Origin of the sequence: Mesorhizobium sp. WSM3873, assembly GCF_001672445.1 — a bacterium.
In the GTDB taxonomy this organism is placed as follows: Bacteria; Pseudomonadota; Alphaproteobacteria; order Rhizobiales; family Rhizobiaceae; genus Mesorhizobium.
The window spans coordinates 101,150-117,211 of record NZ_LYTM01000015.1; the positions used below are offsets into that span (position 1 = coordinate 101,150).

13 protein-coding genes, 1 tRNA gene and 1 pseudogene are annotated in these 16,062 nt (G+C 63.9%); 4 read left to right on the forward strand and 11 right to left on the reverse strand.

The window, feature by feature from the left end; translation table 11 throughout:
• Positions 1-7 precede the first annotated feature (7 nt).
• A complete protein-coding gene (locus A9K71_RS13315) occupies positions 8-214 on the forward strand; it encodes a DUF680 domain-containing protein (protein WP_066995857.1) in 207 nt (68 codons plus the stop codon).
• Between the two features lie 122 nt (positions 215-336).
• Here A9K71_RS13315 and A9K71_RS13320 read toward each other — a convergent pair whose 3' ends face one another.
• From A9K71_RS13320 to purM, 3 genes are read right to left on the reverse strand one after another with little or no spacing between them, the layout of a single operon-like run.
• Complete coding sequence (locus A9K71_RS13320; RefSeq protein WP_066995860.1) at positions 337-855, reverse strand: histidine phosphatase family protein; 519 nt, start codon at positions 853-855, stop codon at positions 337-339.
• Between the two features lie 7 nt (positions 856-862).
• Positions 863-1,570 carry a phosphoribosylglycinamide formyltransferase gene (gene purN / locus A9K71_RS13325; protein ID WP_066995863.1) on the reverse strand — a complete coding sequence of 236 codons (708 nt, stop codon included), beginning with the start codon at positions 1,568-1,570 and terminating at the stop codon, positions 863-865.
• Positions 1,567-2,646 (reverse strand): phosphoribosylformylglycinamidine cyclo-ligase, encoded by a 1,080-nt coding sequence (gene purM, locus A9K71_RS13330; RefSeq protein ID WP_066995866.1) that lies wholly within the window; start codon positions 2,644-2,646, stop codon positions 1,567-1,569. Before purM ends, purN begins: the two co-directional genes overlap by 4 nt.
• A 299-nt stretch (positions 2,647-2,945) precedes the next feature.
• Here purM and A9K71_RS13335 point away from each other — a divergent pair, with 299 nt between their 5' ends.
• The 3 genes from A9K71_RS13335 to hdaA are packed head-to-tail and all read left to right on the forward strand — an operon-like array spanning position 2,946 to position 5,392.
• Complete coding sequence (locus A9K71_RS13335) at positions 2,946-3,533, forward strand: CDP-alcohol phosphatidyltransferase family protein (RefSeq protein WP_066995921.1); 588 nt, start codon at positions 2,946-2,948, stop codon at positions 3,531-3,533.
• Positions 3,475-4,686 carry an AI-2E family transporter gene (locus tag A9K71_RS13340; protein ID WP_066995869.1) on the forward strand — a complete coding sequence of 404 codons (1,212 nt, stop codon included), beginning with the start codon at positions 3,475-3,477 and terminating at the stop codon, positions 4,684-4,686. The genes A9K71_RS13335 and A9K71_RS13340 overlap by 59 nt, the downstream gene beginning before the upstream one ends.
• A gap of 1 nt (position 4,687) precedes the next feature.
• A complete protein-coding gene (gene hdaA, locus A9K71_RS13345; RefSeq protein ID WP_066995872.1) occupies positions 4,688-5,392 on the forward strand; it encodes a DnaA regulatory inactivator HdaA in 705 nt (234 codons plus the stop codon).
• 36 nt (positions 5,393-5,428) lie between these two features.
• Here hdaA and A9K71_RS13350 read toward each other — a convergent pair whose 3' ends face one another.
• The 8 genes and pseudogenes from A9K71_RS13350 to A9K71_RS32905 form a co-directional block, all read right to left on the reverse strand.
• On the reverse strand, positions 5,429-5,695 hold the full coding sequence (locus A9K71_RS13350; protein ID WP_066995875.1) for a hypothetical protein: 267 nt from the start codon (positions 5,693-5,695) through the stop codon (positions 5,429-5,431).
• A 294-nt stretch (positions 5,696-5,989) separates the two neighbouring features.
• Complete coding sequence (locus tag A9K71_RS13355; protein WP_066995878.1) at positions 5,990-6,325, reverse strand: hypothetical protein; 336 nt, start codon at positions 6,323-6,325, stop codon at positions 5,990-5,992.
• Between the two features lie 64 nt (positions 6,326-6,389).
• A tRNA-Pro gene (locus tag A9K71_RS13360) sits at positions 6,390-6,466 on the reverse strand.
• 609 nt (positions 6,467-7,075) lie between these two features.
• Complete coding sequence (locus tag A9K71_RS13365) at positions 7,076-8,686, reverse strand: GNAT family N-acetyltransferase (RefSeq protein ID WP_066995881.1); 1,611 nt, start codon at positions 8,684-8,686, stop codon at positions 7,076-7,078.
• Positions 8,687-8,719: 33 nt separating this feature from the next.
• Positions 8,720-10,060, reverse strand: coding sequence for an HlyD family type I secretion periplasmic adaptor subunit (locus A9K71_RS13370; RefSeq protein ID WP_066995884.1), 1,341 nt, complete (start codon positions 10,058-10,060; stop codon positions 8,720-8,722).
• Between the two features lie 13 nt (positions 10,061-10,073).
• On the reverse strand, positions 10,074-12,179 hold the full coding sequence (locus A9K71_RS13375) for a type I secretion system permease/ATPase (RefSeq protein ID WP_348626988.1): 2,106 nt from the start codon (positions 12,177-12,179) through the stop codon (positions 10,074-10,076).
• Positions 12,180-13,252: 1,073 nt separating this feature from the next.
• Positions 13,253-15,301, reverse strand: a complete 2,049-nt coding sequence (locus A9K71_RS13380; RefSeq protein WP_156752662.1) for a type I secretion protein — start codon at positions 15,299-15,301, stop codon at positions 13,253-13,255.
• Between the two features lie 132 nt (positions 15,302-15,433).
• Positions 15,434-16,062: pseudogene (locus A9K71_RS32905) on the reverse strand (hypothetical protein); the annotation flags it as partial.

Here is a 16,062-nt window from a genome sequence, read left to right on the forward strand (position 1 = left end):
AACTGAAATGACCAAGATCGCTCTTACCGCCGCTGCCCTTCTCGTTGCCACCGGTGCCGCTTTCGCCGGCTCCGACAACTACGGTTCGGCCAATGCGAATCAGCCGGCTGCTTCGGTCGACACCTCGTACACCGCTTCGGTCAAGAAGTCTGATGCGAATGTCCAGAAGCCCGTCACCCAGGGCAGCGACCGCGACCTGTTCGGCAACCACTAGACGGTCGATCCTCGATAGATCTCAAAGCGGCGGGCTTGTCCCGCCGCTCTGCTTTTATGGAGCCGGCTATCCGCAGGCCGGCTTGTGTCGTGCCTATAGGCCCGGCTGCGCACAGAGGCGCTCTATTCCAAATCCTTCGGCCTGACGAAATGCGTCAGTCGCGCTCCGCCGAAGTCGAGCTTCGCCCAATCCTCCTTCACCGTGAACCGGGCCAGCGCCGCCGTCGGAAACTTCGCTTCGACTTTCTTGAACACGCCCTCGTCCGATCCGGTGCCGGCGAGCCGCAGCACGAAATTCTGCAGGCCGGGATTGTGGCCGATCACGACCAGGCTGGTGGCTTTCGCCTGCCGCACGCACGCCAGGATGGCGGCCGGCGCCCCCTCGTAGAGCTCCTCGGCGAATTCCGCCGGCCCATGCTTCGGCAATTCGGCGGCGACCAGCCGCCAGGTGTCGCGGGTGCGCAGCGCCGGCGAGACCAGTGCCAAATCCGGCAGCCAGCCGCGCCGCGAAAGCTCGCGCCCGATCAGCGGTGCCGTCTTCAGCCCGCGCGGGGCAAGCGGACGGTCGAAATCGGCGAGCTTGGGATCGTCCCGGCTCGACTTGGCATGGCGCAGCACAAGGAGTTGTCTGGGCGTCGCCATGGCAGTCCTACGGCGTGATGCGCGCCAGCTGTTCGAGGTCGGTTTCCTCGCGCAGCGGGTCGGGCGCCATCACCACTGAAGTGGCGTTGTCGGCGTCGTCGGCGAAATGGGCAAGCACGGTGTGGCCCTTTTCCATGCGCGCCTTGCCTTCGGCGACCAGCCCCAGCGCCAGCGGATAGAGCCGGTGCTCCACCTTCAGCACCCGCGCGGCTAAAGTGTCCTCGTTGTCGCCGACCATCACCGGCACGGCGGCCTGGGCGATGATCGGCCCGTCATCCATCTCGGGCGTGACGAAATGCACGGAGCAGCCATGGATGCGCACGCCCGCGCGGATGGCCCGCGCATGCGTGTCCAGCCCCTTGAAGGCAGGCAGAAGGGCAGGGTGGATGTTGACCATGCGCCCCTGCCATTTTTCGACCAGGCCGCGGCCGAGGATGCGCATATAGCCGGCCAGAGCCACGATCTCGGCGCCGAAGCCGGTAAGCGCGGCATCGATCGCAGCGTCATGTGCGTCCTTGCTCGGATGGTCGGCGCGCTGAATCACCTTGGTGGCGATGCCGCGCGACTGCGCGAGGCCGAGGCCCGCGGCGTTCGCACGATCGGAGATGACGCCGACGATCTCGGTCGGATAGGTCGGGTCGCTGGCTGCCGCGATCAGCGCCGTCATGTTGGAGCCGCGGCCCGAGATCAGGACGACCGTGCGTTTCCTGCTCATAGTTCGATCGAGCCCCGGTATATGACGCCGGCGTCGCGGCGCGGCACGATGCGGCCGATCGGCGTCACCGTCTCGCCGGCTTCCTGCAGCACCGCCGCCACCTGCGCCGCCTGGCCGGAAGCAACGGCGAGGATCATGCCGATGCCGCAGTTGAAGGTGCGCATCATTTCTTGCGGCGCCACGCCGCCGGTCCTGGCGAGCCACGAGAATACCGGCGGTACGTCGATCGCTTCGAGGTCGAGCTCGGCGGAGAAATCCTTGGGCAGCACGCGCGGAATGTTTTCCGGAAAACCGCCGCCGGTGATATGAGCCAGCGCCTTGATGCCATGCGTGTTGCGGATCGCCTTCAGGATCGACTTCACATAGATGCGCGTCGGCTCGAGCAGCGCCTCGGCGAGGCTGAGCTCATCGTTGAACGGCGCCGGATCGCTCCAGCCGAGCCCGCTGGCGTCGACGATGCGGCGCACCAGCGAAAAGCCGTTGGAGTGGAGGCCGGAGGACGCGAGGCCAAGCAGCACGTCGCCCTCGACGATGTCGTCGGTGGGCAGCAACTGGCCGCGCTCGGCCGCGCCCACGGCAAAGCCGGCAAGGTCGTAATCCTTGTCGTGATACATGCCGGGCATCTCGGCGGTCTCGCCGCCGATCAGCGCGCAGCCGGCCTGCCGGCAGCCTTGCGCGATGCCGCCGACGATGGACGCGCCCTGGTCCGGATCGAGCTTGCCGGTAGCGAAATAGTCGAGGAAGAACAGCGGCTCGGCGCCCTGCACGACGATATCGTTGACGCACATGGCGACGAGGTCGATGCCGATGGTGTCGTGCTTGCTGGAATCGATGGCGATCTTGAGCTTGGTGCCGACCCCGTCATTGGCCGCGACCAGCACCGGATCGGTGAAGCCGGCGGCTTTCAAATCGAACAGGCCGCCGAAGCCGCCGATCTCGCCGTCGGCACCCGGCCGGCGCGTCGCGCGCACGAGCGGCTTGATCTTCTCGACCATGAGATTGCCGGCATCGATATCGACGCCCGCCTCGGCATAGGTGAGCCCGTTCTTGCGCTTGGCCTTGTCGCCGTTGCTCATCTTCGGCTCATCCCTGTTTCCATTGCGGGCTCATCGCATGAATGGTTTCGGGGGGCAAGGCGCGTGAGAGCCAATCTCCCCCTTGAGGGGGAGATGTCGCTGGAGGCGACAGAGGGGGGTCGCCTCGCGTGGAGCTCCAGCGCCTAGTGCGCCAGAGATGGAGGTCGGCGATCGACGCGTGAGGCGACTGGCCTGCCGGCCATCTTCCCCCTCGAGAGGGGAGATCAGCAACTCCTCCCTTGCGCGCACCTCTCATCTCCATCAACTATCTTCCAACAAAACCCATGACGGGACATCACGTGACCATACCCAACATGATCACGATCATGCGGCTGCTGCTGGTGCCGGCCGTGGTGTTGGCCATGCTGCAGGCGCGCTGGGACTGGGCCTTTGCCGGCTTCCTCGTCGCCGGCATCTCCGACGGCATCGACGGTTTCATCGCTCGCCGCTACCGGTTGTTCTCGCGGCTCGGCGCTTATCTCGATCCGGTCGCCGACAAGCTTCTCCTGGTCTCGGTCTTCGTCGTCATGGGTTATGCCGGGGAACTGCCGCTCTGGCTTGTCGTGACCATGGTCTCGCGCGACGCGCTGATCGTCTGCGCCGTGCTTTTGTCCAGCGTGATGGCGCAGCCGGTCGAGATGAAGCCGCTCTTGGTCTCCAAGGTGAACACCGCCGTGCAGATCGCGCTGGCGGCGCTTGTGCTGGGCGAGCTTGCCTTTTCCATGCATCTCTATCCGCTCCGGCCGGCGCTCATATTGCTCTCCGGGGTCTTGACCGTGGCTTCGGCCGCGGCCTATCTCGTGGCCTGGCTAAGGCATATGAGTGGCTATGGCGAAGGCTCCCGGACGAGCAACACCAAGTCGGGCAATTCCAGCACGGACACCTGACGGCGAAGCCTGGACGGCCGCGGCCTCGACCGCGTTGCGCCGGCAGATCGCGTTCTGGCTGATCGTCGCCGTGCTTCTGGCGCTGTTCCTCTATGTCTTCTCCGGCATCCTCTTGCCCTTCGTCGCCGGCATGGTACTCGCTTATTTCCTCGATCCGGTGGCCGATCGGCTGCAGCGGCTCGGCCTCTCCCGGCTGATGGCGACGGTGGTGATCCTCATTGCCTTCGTCGTCGTCGTGGTGCTCGCCTTCGTTATCCTGGTGCCTGTGCTGGCCACGCAGATGGCCGATTTCGCGCGCAAGCTGCCGGAATATCTCACCCGCCTGCAGTCGCTCATCACCAGCTTCGACCCGAAGTGGCTGGAGCAGCGTTTTGGCGTCAACGCGGCCAGCCTGCGCGACGGACTGAACTCGCTGCTCACCACCGGTTTCGGGCTGCTCACCACCGTCTTCACCTCGATCTGGAGCTCGGGCGTGGCGCTGGTTTCGGTGGTCAGCCTCTTCGTCGTCACCCCGGTCGTGGCCTTCTACATGCTGCTCGACTGGGACCGCATGGTGGCCGTGGTCGACAGCTGGGTTCCGCGCGACTACGTCGAGACGGTCAGGGCGCTTGCCCGCGAGATCAACACCGCCACCGCCGGCTTCGTGCGCGGGCAGGGCACGCTCTGCCTTGTGCTGGGCGCCATGTACGCCACCGGCCTGACGCTGACGGGGCTGAACTTCGCCATCCTCATCGGCTTCTTCGCCGGGCTGATCTCCTTCATCCCCTATGTCGGCTCGCTGACCGGGCTGGTGCTGGCGGTCGGCGTCGCCTTCGTCCAGTTCTGGCCGGATTGGACGATGATCGTGGCGGTGGCCTGCGTGTTCTTCGTCGGCCAGTTCATCGAGGGCAATATCCTGCAGCCGAGGCTGGTCGGCAAAAGCGTCGGACTGCATCCGGTTTGGTTGATGTTCGCGCTCTTTGCCTTCGGTGCGCTGTTCGGCTTCGTCGGCCTGCTGATTGCGGTGCCGGCTTCGGCGGCCATTGCCGTGCTGGTGCGCTTTGCGATTGCCCGCTACCTCGAATCGCCGCTCTACAACGGCCATGCCACCGAGCCCGCACCTCCTTTGCCGGCGGATCGCGGCGGCGGCCACCGCTCACCGCCGCGTGGCTGAAATGGCTGGCGAACGAACCGGTCCACCGCGCCAGCTGCCGCTCGATCTCGGCCACGGTACCGGCTACTCGCGCGACGAGCTCGTCGTCTCCGGGGCCAACGCGCAGGCCGCAGCACTGGTCGACCGCTGGCCGGACTGGCCCGCGCCGGTGGTGGTGCTCGCCGGCCCTCCCGGGTCCGGCAAGACGCATCTCGCCCAGATCTGGCAAGCGCATGCGCACGCTGTCGCCATCGCTCCCGATCACATCGGCGAGCACATTGGCGGGCTAGGCGCGAGCCCCGCGCTGATCGACGACATCGACAAGCTCCCGATCGACGAGCAAGGCCTGTTCCACCTGATCAACACCGTGCGCGGCGCCGGCTCCACGCTGCTTCTGACGGCGCGGCGCTTTCCCTCGGCCTGGCGCGTCGCGCTGCCGGACCTCATCTCGCGGCTGAAAGCGGCGGCGACCATCGAGATCCACGAGCCGGACGACCTGCTGCTCGCCGGCGTTATCACCAAGCTCTTCGCCGACCGCCAGGTCGAGGTCGAGCCGCATGTCGTGCAATATCTGGTGCGGCGCATCGAACGCTCGCTGGCGACTGCCATGCGGGTCGTGGAGCGCCTCGACCGCGCCGCTCTCGAGCGCAAGACGCCGATCACCCGAGCGCTCGCCGCCGAGACCGTCAGCGCCATGGACGAGGGCCAGGGCGAGTTCGATATTTAGGATGTCGAGGAAGGCTGTTCCGGGATTGTGCGCTCTCTACGCCCATAATCCGGCCAGATGCCGAGCCAGCAGATAGACTCCCGTATGCGCTGCCACGTAGCATGAGGCGACAAAGACGAAGAACACCAGGCTGCCGATCCGCGACAGGGCGACGCTGCCATTCTGCCTCTTGCTCGGCCGGTTGTTCCAAACCCACAGAGCAGCGCACAGGATTGCCCAGGCGACCGCCACCGGAACCGCGAAGCCATAATAGGCCAAATAGGCCGGGCCGATCAGCGACAGCAGCGCCTCGAGAATAGGCATCCAGAGTCCCCCTTGCCCCGTTTGCCCGGAGTTTAGAGCAACTCCGGGAAAAGCGCGTAGCGGTTTTCCGTCCGGAGTTGCGGGACGATCGTGGCTGTCCCATTTCGAGCCACTTCCCTGGCATCCATCTTGCAGCGCGGAAGACGCCGGTTGATCCCGGTCCCGGTCACATTGCAGATCGGGTTGTAGGCTCGCCGGGCTCGAGGTTGTTGGGGACTCGCCCGGCGGGTTTACTCGGTTCCACGCCGAAGGCTCCCTTCAGAGATCAAAGCCGTTGCTCGATGCTGGACACCTTCAGCCCGTCTTGCCATGGCTGGTGAGCAAGCGCAGCACTTGCACGCTCTTCGGCAGCTCGATCAGGAATTCCGCGTCGCGGTCGAGGTGGTGGACCTGGGTCGGCCCGCCGCCGGTGAAGCGCGCCATTGCCTCGATGCTCTCCCAATAGGAGATCGTCACGAACTCGGAATGGGTCGCCGTGTCCTCGCGAAATGTCTGGACGCCGAGTGCCTTTTCGATGAGCGGCTTGATGCCGGTCTCGTAATTGTAAGCTTCATAATCGTCGGCTTTTTCCGGCAAGGTCCGGCCGCGCCAGATGCGGGCGATGGTGGGGGTCCTTTTAGTGTCGGCCATGGCAACAGAACTTCTGAAGGCCGACAGGGTTCCCGAAGCGCGGGCTCTAGGATGTTCAGGAAACTGGTCGGAGTGGCGTGATTCGAACACGCGACCCCCTGATCCCAAATCAGGTGCGCTACCAGGCTGCGCTACACTCCGAACGGCATCCCCATAGGGTTCCGAACCATTTTGAGCAAGCCCCAAAATGGAAGAGCGGAACGAACGGCGTACATTGGCAGAGTTCGGCACGCAAAGTCCCACGGAAAGTCCCACGGTGTTGCCCAGTCGTTCCCCCCTCCTGCTTTCGAGCCGAAGGTCAAAAATGTAATAAGTCTCGATGCCGGCTGCGGGCGATGGGCAGGCGCAGATACGCGGCGGCGTACGGATGCGCGCCCAGCAACATCTCTATCGACCGCGCCCGCCGTCGAGCTTCGATGCGCAAGGGACGGTAGAGGCCGGAGGATGCTGACTGAAAGCCACAGACAAACAGCAGGTTAGGACGCAAGGAACGCTAAAGTCGATTTTTCCGTTTCGCGTGCGCGCGAAGATACGCAAGAATAGCAAACGCAGCTTGATTGTGTGGCGCGAAATTTGTCGTCTCTTCCTGCTGCTCGTTCCGAGGGCCAGCGACGTCGTTCATCGGAACGGCGGACCTGGATAGACTCGCGCCGTTCGCCCCCAACACCGATCAGATCCAACCCTTTAGTTCAAATCCGATAGCAGCATGTGCACGCACCAGAAGCGAATCTCCGGGTTGCGTCGCTATGGCTAGGCGTCCATCCGCTCCAGTCTGGAGACGCCTGCGTTTGCCGGCTCCAGTTTTATGTAGCACGGACTTACGTCCGACTTCAGCTTTCGCAGCTGTAGACGGATTTTGGCGCGAAGCATTGGGTCGGCTTTGTCCTCGACGGCGCTCAGCACCCTGGTGGCCTCATCCACCTGGCTAAGCTGCGCGAGGCTGCGGCCAAGACCATATCGCGCCCCCGACAGGTCTGGATTGAGCTCAAGCAATTTGCGGAAGGCGTCGGCGGCGTCCGCGTGCCGGCTGAGCAGCTGAAGTTCGACGGCAAGCCTTGACCAAGCCTTGACCGATTTCGGTGCGATCTCCACGAGCGATCCGAAAGTATCGGCCGCCGACCAGTGGTCGCCTTTGGCGGCCAGCAGCTGGCCCAATCCGTAAAGCGTGCGCGGATGGCGAGGGTTGACCTCCAAGATCTGGCGATAGCCATTTTCGGCGTTGGCAAGGTTGCCTGCTTCGTGGAATTTGGTCGCCTGCTCCAGCACGCTCCCGACGGACCTCTCGTCGATCCGGTCGCCGAGATTGCGACCGGTCCTGGTCTTGATCAGGACGCAATGGATGGTGGTCTCCTCCACGCCGTAGGAGTACTTGTACGGTTCGTTGCCGCGCAGGAAGTCGTAGTTGCGGAAGCCCTGTTCGATCGCATGACGAATGCAATAGCCATGCAGCACGAGCCCGGACGGGATGTCGTTCGCGGTCTCGTCGCGTCCCGCGAGATGGAACAGCATCGTTTTTTTGACCCGGTCGACCAGGAATGCCAGGCCCCCGAGCGGCTTGTCGCCCTGCCACAGGATCGGCAGGAACAGCGTTCCGCTTTCGAAGGCGTCCTTGAACAGGATCCGGTTGGACCTGACTAGGCCAGGCAGGAGGTTGCCCTTCCGCGGCGCCCATTTGATCCGCCACATTTCGAGGATGATGCCGATGTCGCGATCTATCGTGGAGGCGTCGGCATGGGTGATGCGGAACTCGCCGGATCCATCGAGCTTGCGCAGGAAGCGTCTGATCTTCTGGCGCGTGTTCGGGCTGGTCTTTTGTTCGAGATAGCTGTCCCAATCGCCTGGCAGTGCGGCGGCCGGGCAGATGCAATTGTCGACATTGTCGGTTTTGTTGACGCGCGGCATCTTGTGGGCCGTCAGCCGCTTGTCGGCAAGGTTGTCGATGAGCAGGCGCCGTCGCTTCTCCGACATGCGCAGATTTTCGAGATGCAGCTTGGCCCAGTTCATCTTCAGAAGATGCCTGGCAAGAGCCGGGATCGCGCGCTCGGCAAAGCCCGGTGCGCACAGGATACCGGCATAGTCGGCCGCGTAGTTGCCGGCCATGTTGATCTCGTTGTGGCAGATACCGGTCTTCTTGTTCAGCCTGGTGCGCAGTCGCAGAGGCAATAGGGCGACATAGGAAGATCCTGGCGGCCCCGAGCGTGCCGCCAGGACGGACCAGGCGTCTTCATAGCGTCGCATATAGGACGACAGGAACGTCCAGGAGAGGAAAAACTGCGCTTCGGGATCCTTTTGGTAGAGATCATCCCAGTTCTTTCTGAGCCGGTTCAGCTCCTCCCGTTTCGTGATGACGTCGATCTGCATGGTTCCCCCGAAATCGTTGCCTGTTCGTAGGTCTCACTGCTCCATGAAGGCTCTCGCCATGCTGTCGGCGATCGGCTTCGTCAGATAGCTGAAGAATGTGCGCGACTCCGTCGCGACGAGGATCTCGGCGGGCATACCCGGGGTCGGCGTAAAACCATGCACCTTTGCCAGTTCGCTTGCCGGCACGCGCACGCGCGCCAGATAGACTTCCTTGGGCGTGGGGCCGCTCATCTCCGGCAACGCATCTGCCGAGACATAGTAGACTTCGCCCTCCAGAACCGGCGTCGTGCGGCGATTGAGAGCGATCAGCCGGATCGAGGCTTGCTGCCCGACCTTGATGTTGTCGATGTCGGTGCGGGGCACCTGGGCCTCGATGACGAGAGGCACGTCCGAGGGCAGGATCTCGAGGATCGCCTTGCCGCTCTCGATAACGCCGCCGGCGGTGTGATAGTACATGCGTATGATCGTGCCGGGCTCGGGAGCCTTGATGGTCACGCGGCGAAGCACGTTCTCCGCCTCGCGCGACTTTTCTCGCACGGCGTCCAGTTCGGCCTCCAGGCTTTGCAGTTCCTGGAGCGCCGCCTGGCGATAGGTATCCTTGGTCTGCGTGATCTGCTGCTCGAACCTGACGATCTGTTCGCGGTTCTCGGCGACTTCCGCCACCATCTTGCCGATCTGGCCATCGGCGTCGGCCATCGCGCGCTGGATCGCCTTTACCTCGGTGCCGCGGATCAGGCCCTGCTCGAGGAGCCTTTGCTTGCCCTGATATTCCTCCTTGAGGAATTGCAGTTGCCGGCGCACCGACGAGATCTGCTCCTCGATGCCTTCGTTGCGGAATTCCATGGCCTTCTTGTTCTGGTCGAACAGCGCTATGTCGCTGTCGCGCTTTCGTTCCGCGGCCTCGAAGTTGGCCTGCTGGCTTTCCATGATCGGGGAGACCTCTGGATCGAACCGGTTGTCGAGGATGATCGCGGGAAATCGGATCTTGCCGCTGCCCTGCACCTCGGCATTCAGCCGGGCCGCGATCGCTTCGAGCCGCGCCTTGCGCAGGAACAATTGCCGTTCGTTGGTCTGCGCGGCGGTCTCGTCGAGCTTTATCAACGGCTGGTCGAGGCTGACATGGTCGCCTTCATTGACCAGGATTTCCTTGATGATGCCGCCTTCGAGATGCTGGACGATCTTGTTTTGCCCGGTTGCGACAAAGCTGCCCTGGGCGATGATGGCGGACGCGAGCGGCGCCGTGAAAGCCCAGGTGCCGAAGCCGCCGAAGGCCACCGTGATCAACAGCGCGCCAAATGCGGTCTGCTTCCAGATCGAGCGCGGCACCTCGGAATACCACTGTATGTCGTGAACTTTTGCGATGTCGGTCGTCATCTTTGCGGCCCCGCTACTGGATCTGATGGCCGAACGAGCCGCCTTCGATGCTCAAGCCCCGGTTTGCAAGGGCCTGCAGCACTTCCTGTCGCATGCCGAACAGGGCGACGGTGCCGTTGACAAGCAGCAGTATCTTGTCGACGCTCTTCAGCAGCGATGGCCGCTGGGTGATGGTGATCACCGTGATCTTGTTTTCCTTGGCGTGCTGGAGGGCTCGTTCCAGTGCCGCGTCTCCGGCCGAATCCAGATTCGAATTCGGCTCATCGAGCACCACCAGGCGGGGATTGCCGAAGAAGGCGCGCGCAAGCGCGACGCGCTGCTTCTGCCCGCCTGAAAGCGGCGCTCCGTCGGCGGCGACGAAGGTCTCGTAGCCGTGGGGCAAGGTGGAGATCATCTCATGAACGTCGGCCAGCGCCGCCGCTTGGTAGATCTCGGCGTCGGTCGCATCGTCACGCATACGGGCGATGTTGGCCTTGATCGACGCCGGGAACAGCTGAACATCCTGGGGCAGATAGCCGATATTCTCGCCGAACTGGCGTGGATCCCAGTTGCGAAGATCCATCAGATCCAGCCGTACGTTGCCTGACGTCGGCAGGATCGACCCGACCAGCATCTTGCCCAAGGTCGTCTTGCCGGCGCCCGAATTGCCGATGATGGCCAGCGAATCGCCCGGCGAGAGCGCGAACGAAATGCCGTTCAGCACAACCCGCTTCGTTCCCTGGGGCACGAACAGGAGCCGTTCGACGTCGAGACGGCCCTCGGGACGCGGCAGGTTCAACCGCTCGAAATTGAGCGGCGACGATTGCAGCAGCGATGCGATCCGGCCATAGGCGGCGCGGGCATGCACGACGTGGTTCCAGCCCTCGATGGCGCCTTCGATCGGGCCGAGCGCCCGGCCGGCGATGATCGATGCGGCGATGACCATGCCGCCGGTGAGATGCCCTTCGATCGCCAAATGAGCGCCCCAGCCAAGCATCGTCACCTGGGTCAGCAGCCGAACGGCCTTCGACATGGAGGCAAAGACGATGTTGCGGTCTTGTGCGATCACCTGCGCCCTGAGCGAGTTTGCGGTGTCCTTGCCCCAGATCTTCACGGCCTCGGGGATCATGGCCAGCGCGTTGATGATCTGCGAGTTGCGCGACATCGAATCGAGATGGATGTTGGCTTTGCTCTGGTGCGCGTTCGCCTCGCCGAAGGTCGCGGCCGTCGCGCGCTGGTTGAGAAGCGTGATGATCAACAGCAGCACCGCCGAGGTCATGACGATGAAGCCCTGATGCGGGTGGATCAGAAACACCACCAGCACCATCAATGGAGCCATCGGCGCATCGAGGAACGACAGCAGCGTGCCGGAGGTCAGGAAGGTCCTCAGTTGCTGCAGGTCGCCCAGGACCTGGTACTCCTTGCCGTTGCTGTGAAGCGAGGCTCTGGCCGCCGCGCTGAGGATCGGCGCACCCAATTGGGCCGCCATCTCGACGGCCGTGCGCATCAGGATGAAGCGGCGAAGCGCATCGAACATCGCCTGCAGCATCACCGCGCCGACGATCACCACCGTCAGCATCACCAGCGTGTCGGGGGAACGGCTGGTGAGAACGCGATCCGAGATCTGGAACAGATAGATCGGGATCGCCAGGACCAGTATGTTGCAGGCGACCGTGAACAGCATGACGATCAGCAGGTTTTTCCTGACCGCGCTCAATCCGGCCCTGAGCGAAGCGCCGAAATCGACCGGGCCGAGGCGCTTGTGGAAAGCGCCGCCACCCCCGCCGCCACCACCGCCGCGCCGGCCCTTGTCGTCGACACCTCCTGGGGGAGATCCGCCTTGCTGCGTCTTGATGGGACCAGTGTCGCCTTCGATGGTGATCATGCCGGGCGACTTTGCCGCGTCTTTCATCTCGGTTACCGACGGCTTGGCTGGCTCGTCGGGCGCGACCTTGGCCTGCGGTTCGGCCGGCCGTTGGGGCACAGGCTGTGGCCTCGGCGGCGCTGCATTGGCCTGGATATTCTGCCTTTCGGCCGCTGGCATTGGCTTCAGCGCGGGTTCGGCCGGCCGTTGGGCCGCTGGCTGTGGCCTCGGCGGCGCTGCATTGGCCTGGATATTCTGCCTTTCGGCCGCTGGCATTGGCTTGAGCGTGGGTTCGGCCGGCCGTTGGGCCGCTGGCTGTGGCCTCGGCGGCGCTGCATTGGCCTGGATATTCTGCCTTTCGGCCGCTGGCATCGGCTTGGGCGTGGGTTCGGCTGGCCGTTGGGGCACAGGCTGTGGCCTAGGCGACGCCGCGTCCGCCGGGACATTCAGTTTGTCGATCGTCGGCGCTGTCGTCGCGGGAGGCTCGGTGGCCACCGGCTCACTTTTTGCAACGGCGGCTGAAGGCGGAGCAGCAGGTTTCTTGGCCGTCAAAGCTGGCCCCTGCCACTCGGCCGGTCGCGTCTGGAATGTTGGCGTTGGCGGCAGCGGCTCAGGTGCGACAGTCGAACGCGCCCGTGTGGTGCCGGGGATGGAACTTTGGCTTGGCTGCGGGGCCGGCTCCGGCTTACACAGTTGGCGCTGCGCCATGAAGTTCGGTATGTCAACGGCGGCTACGGGTTTGGGCGCTGCGGAAGAAGCCGGAGGATGCCCTGCATTGGCGCCCATCTCGTTGGGCAGGTTCGGTGGCCCGCCTGTCGTTTGCAGAACTGGATTTGCTCTTTCCTCGGTTCGCCCCTCCTGCAAGGCGGGTGCGATTTTGATGGGGCCGGCCGCGGCCGCCTTCGCTTCGCTGACCTGTGGATTCGTCGTTGTGGGAGGCGTGACGATTTGCCTGACCACGCCGCCCCCGTCCGCCTGCCCAGCCGGGCTGGTCGATGCAGGGGTTCTCGCTGGCTGGTGCGCAGGCAGGGGCGCTGTGGCCTGCTCTGGTTTCGGCTGACTGGTTACTGCGCTCCGGCCGTCGACCTGCGGCAAAGGTCGGTCCTGACCGGCCTTTACTTCGCGATGGGGGACTGCATCGTAAAACTGGCCGACGGCATTGTCGATTGTCTTGATGGTCCGGTCGATCGCCTGCTCATGCTGCCGCAGGGCGTTCGAAAGCGTCTTGCGAGGCACCGCGGAACTCGACGATCCCGGGTCGTCCTCCTGCATCGCCGCCTCTAGGTCTTCGGCAAACGTGTCCCAAGGCAGGTCGCGATCATCGGTCATTGTATCCCCCGGTTCCCGGATCAGCCCAATATTGTTTGCACGCCGTCCGCCTGAACATGATCCGGCGTCGGGACTATCAAATGGTCCATCTGCGTGTCGTCGGCGCCCGCATCGTCGGCCAGGAACGCGATCGCTTCGTTGACCAGCGCGTCCGGATTCTGTCCGCCGAGTTCAGGATCGCTCGAGATGATGTCGGCCTGGATCAGGATCTCCTGCGAATAGTGCTCGCCGCCGACATAGGTCTTGTCGGTTCCGTCGACGTCGATGATCCCCGCGAAGTTCGCCACCTGATTACCGCCGGTGGTGACGGTCCATTCCGCCTCGGGATGGGCGACGAACTGGTTCATCGCCAAGGCAACCTGATCGCTGTCGCCCAGCACGTTCGTTTGCGACACATACTGCACGTTGAGCAGGTCGCCGGAGATGTAGAGAACCCGCAAGGCGCCGATACCGGCGAAGGCTGGGTCGTTCAGTATGTCGCCAGGGCCGGCGTCCTTGCCGGCCGCGAAGTCCTGGGCCGCTTGAAGATAGGACGTCGGCAAGGCCTCATAGTGGTTCTGGCCGCCGACATTGATGATCGTCGCATCGTTCCAGAGCAGGTTGCCGGCGGTCGAGTAGGAGCCTTCTCCGGATGTCTGGAAACCATCGACCGCGCCGATGAGATCGTTGTCGATCAGGAAATTCATCTGCTGGATGATGTTGGCGTCGTAGATGTTTCCGCCGATGATGATCAGGTCGTAGTAGTGACCGAGCTCGTTCAGCGACACGTCGTTGATCGCCGTGTTGTCGCCGGTGCTCACGCTGGTCCTGACACCCGACGAGGACATAACCGTGGTGTCGTTGTCGGTCATGAAGCAGTACTGCTGGATCCAGTTCGTGATGATGAGGTCGCCGGTGACCTGCGTCACCACCCAGGCGGCGGGGAAACCGTCCGCTGCGGTTGGCGCCACGCTGCCGGCCGACGGGTCGATGTGCTTGAACGCGGCGATGTTGAAGGCCTCGTCGGGGGCGTTGCCCAGCTTCCACCCATTCAGGGAGGAGCTTGCGATATCCGTGTCGCAGCGTGCGTTGATCTGGATGATGGCATTGATTTCATAGCTGTTGCCGACAGTGGCGACGACCGATGTCGTCGTCCAGTTGTTGGTCAGCACGGCCGAATTGATCAGCGTGTTGGTGCCGGTGTCCAGTTCAACGCATGGGCTGAGCAGGCCGTTGCCCCAGCCCGACATGAAATCGGAGGAATCCGGCGGCGTGTTGTAGTCGTCCTTGTCGGGTCCAGCGCTGGCAACCTCGTCATCCTGGTGCTGTTCCTTGAGGAGATTGATGTGGTCCTCCGCCTTCGGCGCGTCGGCATCGTCGACCAGCTGGCCGTTGACATAGGTTCCCAAGATCGAGCCGGAAGTCGCGTCTGGGTGCAGGACGAAGACGTTCGCTTCGCCGCTCGGGTCCTCGGTGTAGGCGGCGATGCGTTCGCCCATGGTCACCACCGCGGCCGCCATGTCGTCGGGAGTGCCCAGCAACGTCACATCGTCGATCGGCGACACGTCCGCCGCCGCGTTCATCAGCGAGGCCAGATGGCTGCTGTCGTCGACCGCCGCGGGCGTGAATATCAGCCCATGTCCGCCGGCGCCGACATAGTCGTTGTCGGACAGGCGGATTTCCTGGTTGATGTAGGCTGCGATCGCGCCTGGAGGTTCGATGTTTGGCAGGACCATGCCGCCACCGAAAGCCGGCAGATGCGGCAGATGGAAGTGATGATGGCCGGGGCTCAGATGGCCGTGCTGAACGATTTCGGGCGGCGTGTACCAGAAGCTCGAACTGACCGTGTTCAGCACCAGGTCCGGCTTGACGCCCATATACGGAACGTGTGGATCGAAATCGTCGAGCGTATAAGGCGCCTTGACGTTGACATTCGTGTTTGGAAGGTCGGGAGTTTCTTCCGTGGTGGCCGCAGCAATCTTGAACTCGTCGTAGGTCTTTAGCTGCCGTGCTTCCTCGACCGAGATCTCGAACATGCCGATGAAATGCGAGATGACCTCGGTCATCTTGTCCAGCTGCATCGTGTACACGGTAGCCTCCGTATCTTGAGATCATTCGCGCTCGGTCGGGGCGGCATGTCTCCCGGATGGAAGGACTGCGCGGAAACTCCGCGCAGTCCCAAGCTGTCTGATTTCGTGACGAAATCAGTCGTGTGACATCGATCAGGTACCGGTATGGTCGCCGGCGTCCTCGCCAGTCAGCGTGTTGTGGTAGTTGCCGCCAACCACGGTCTGGTCGACCAGGTTTTCCTGAAGGTTGGCGCCCATCACGATCTGCTGATTGAAGGCGCTGACGTCGATCAGGCCGTCGGCCGAAGAGTGGCTCGTGCCGGTCACGTAGCCGTCATCGCCATTCTGCGAGCCCCACATCCCAGCGTCGCCGCCGGTGCCGCCGTCACCGTTGAAGGCTTGGCCGCCAGCGCCGCCGGCACCACCGTAGCCGGAAGCGGTGTATCCACCGGTGGCGTCGCCGCCGGTACCGTCAGCCCAGGCGCCGCTCAGCGCATGGCCACCGTCACCACCAAAGGCCGCTGCGAAGCCGCCGAGGCTGTCGCCGCCGTAAGCGTCGCCACTGGTGGCCGCGCCGCCGGTTCCGTCACCGCTGGATCCGTCACCGCCCGTGCCAGCACCGCCCGTGCCGCCGGCGCCGCCGGTGCCGGAGCCCGAGCCCGAGCCCGTACCAGCGCCCCAGCCTGCGCCGAGGGCGCCGCCGCCGTACGATTCGGAGTCGCCGCCGTTCGAATTGGCGTTGCCGCCATCCGAATTGGCATTGCCGCCATCAGCGTCGGCGC

Bases quoted from the DNA above. Each gene is read 5' to 3' on its own strand.
- A9K71_RS13320 (WP_066995860.1), bottom strand. From the start codon at position 855: ATGGCGACGCCCAGACAACTCCTTGTGCTGCGCCATGCCAAGTCGAGC.
- purM (WP_066995866.1), bottom strand. From the start codon at position 2,646: ATGAGCAACGGCGACAAGGCCAAGCGCAAGAACGGGCTCACCTATGCC.
- A9K71_RS13355 (WP_066995878.1), bottom strand. From the start codon at position 6,325: ATGGCCGACACTAAAAGGACCCCCACCATCGCCCGCATCTGGCGCGGC.
- A9K71_RS13350 (WP_066995875.1), bottom strand. From the start codon at position 5,695: ATGCCTATTCTCGAGGCGCTGCTGTCGCTGATCGGCCCGGCCTATTTG.
- purN (WP_066995863.1), bottom strand. From the start codon at position 1,570: ATGAGCAGGAAACGCACGGTCGTCCTGATCTCGGGCCGCGGCTCCAAC.
- hdaA (WP_066995872.1), top strand. From the start codon at position 4,688: ATGGCTGGCGAACGAACCGGTCCACCGCGCCAGCTGCCGCTCGATCTC.
- A9K71_RS13340 (WP_066995869.1), top strand. From the start codon at position 3,475: ATGGCGAAGGCTCCCGGACGAGCAACACCAAGTCGGGCAATTCCAGCA.
- A9K71_RS13315 (WP_066995857.1), top strand. From the start codon at position 8: ATGACCAAGATCGCTCTTACCGCCGCTGCCCTTCTCGTTGCCACCGGT.
- A9K71_RS13370 (WP_066995884.1), bottom strand. From the start codon at position 10,060: ATGACGACCGACATCGCAAAAGTTCACGACATACAGTGGTATTCCGAG.
- A9K71_RS13375 (WP_348626988.1), bottom strand. From the start codon at position 12,179: ATGCCAGCGGCCGAAAGGCAGAATATCCAGGCCAATGCAGCGCCGCCG.
- A9K71_RS13365 (WP_066995881.1), bottom strand. From the start codon at position 8,686: ATGCAGATCGACGTCATCACGAAACGGGAGGAGCTGAACCGGCTCAGA.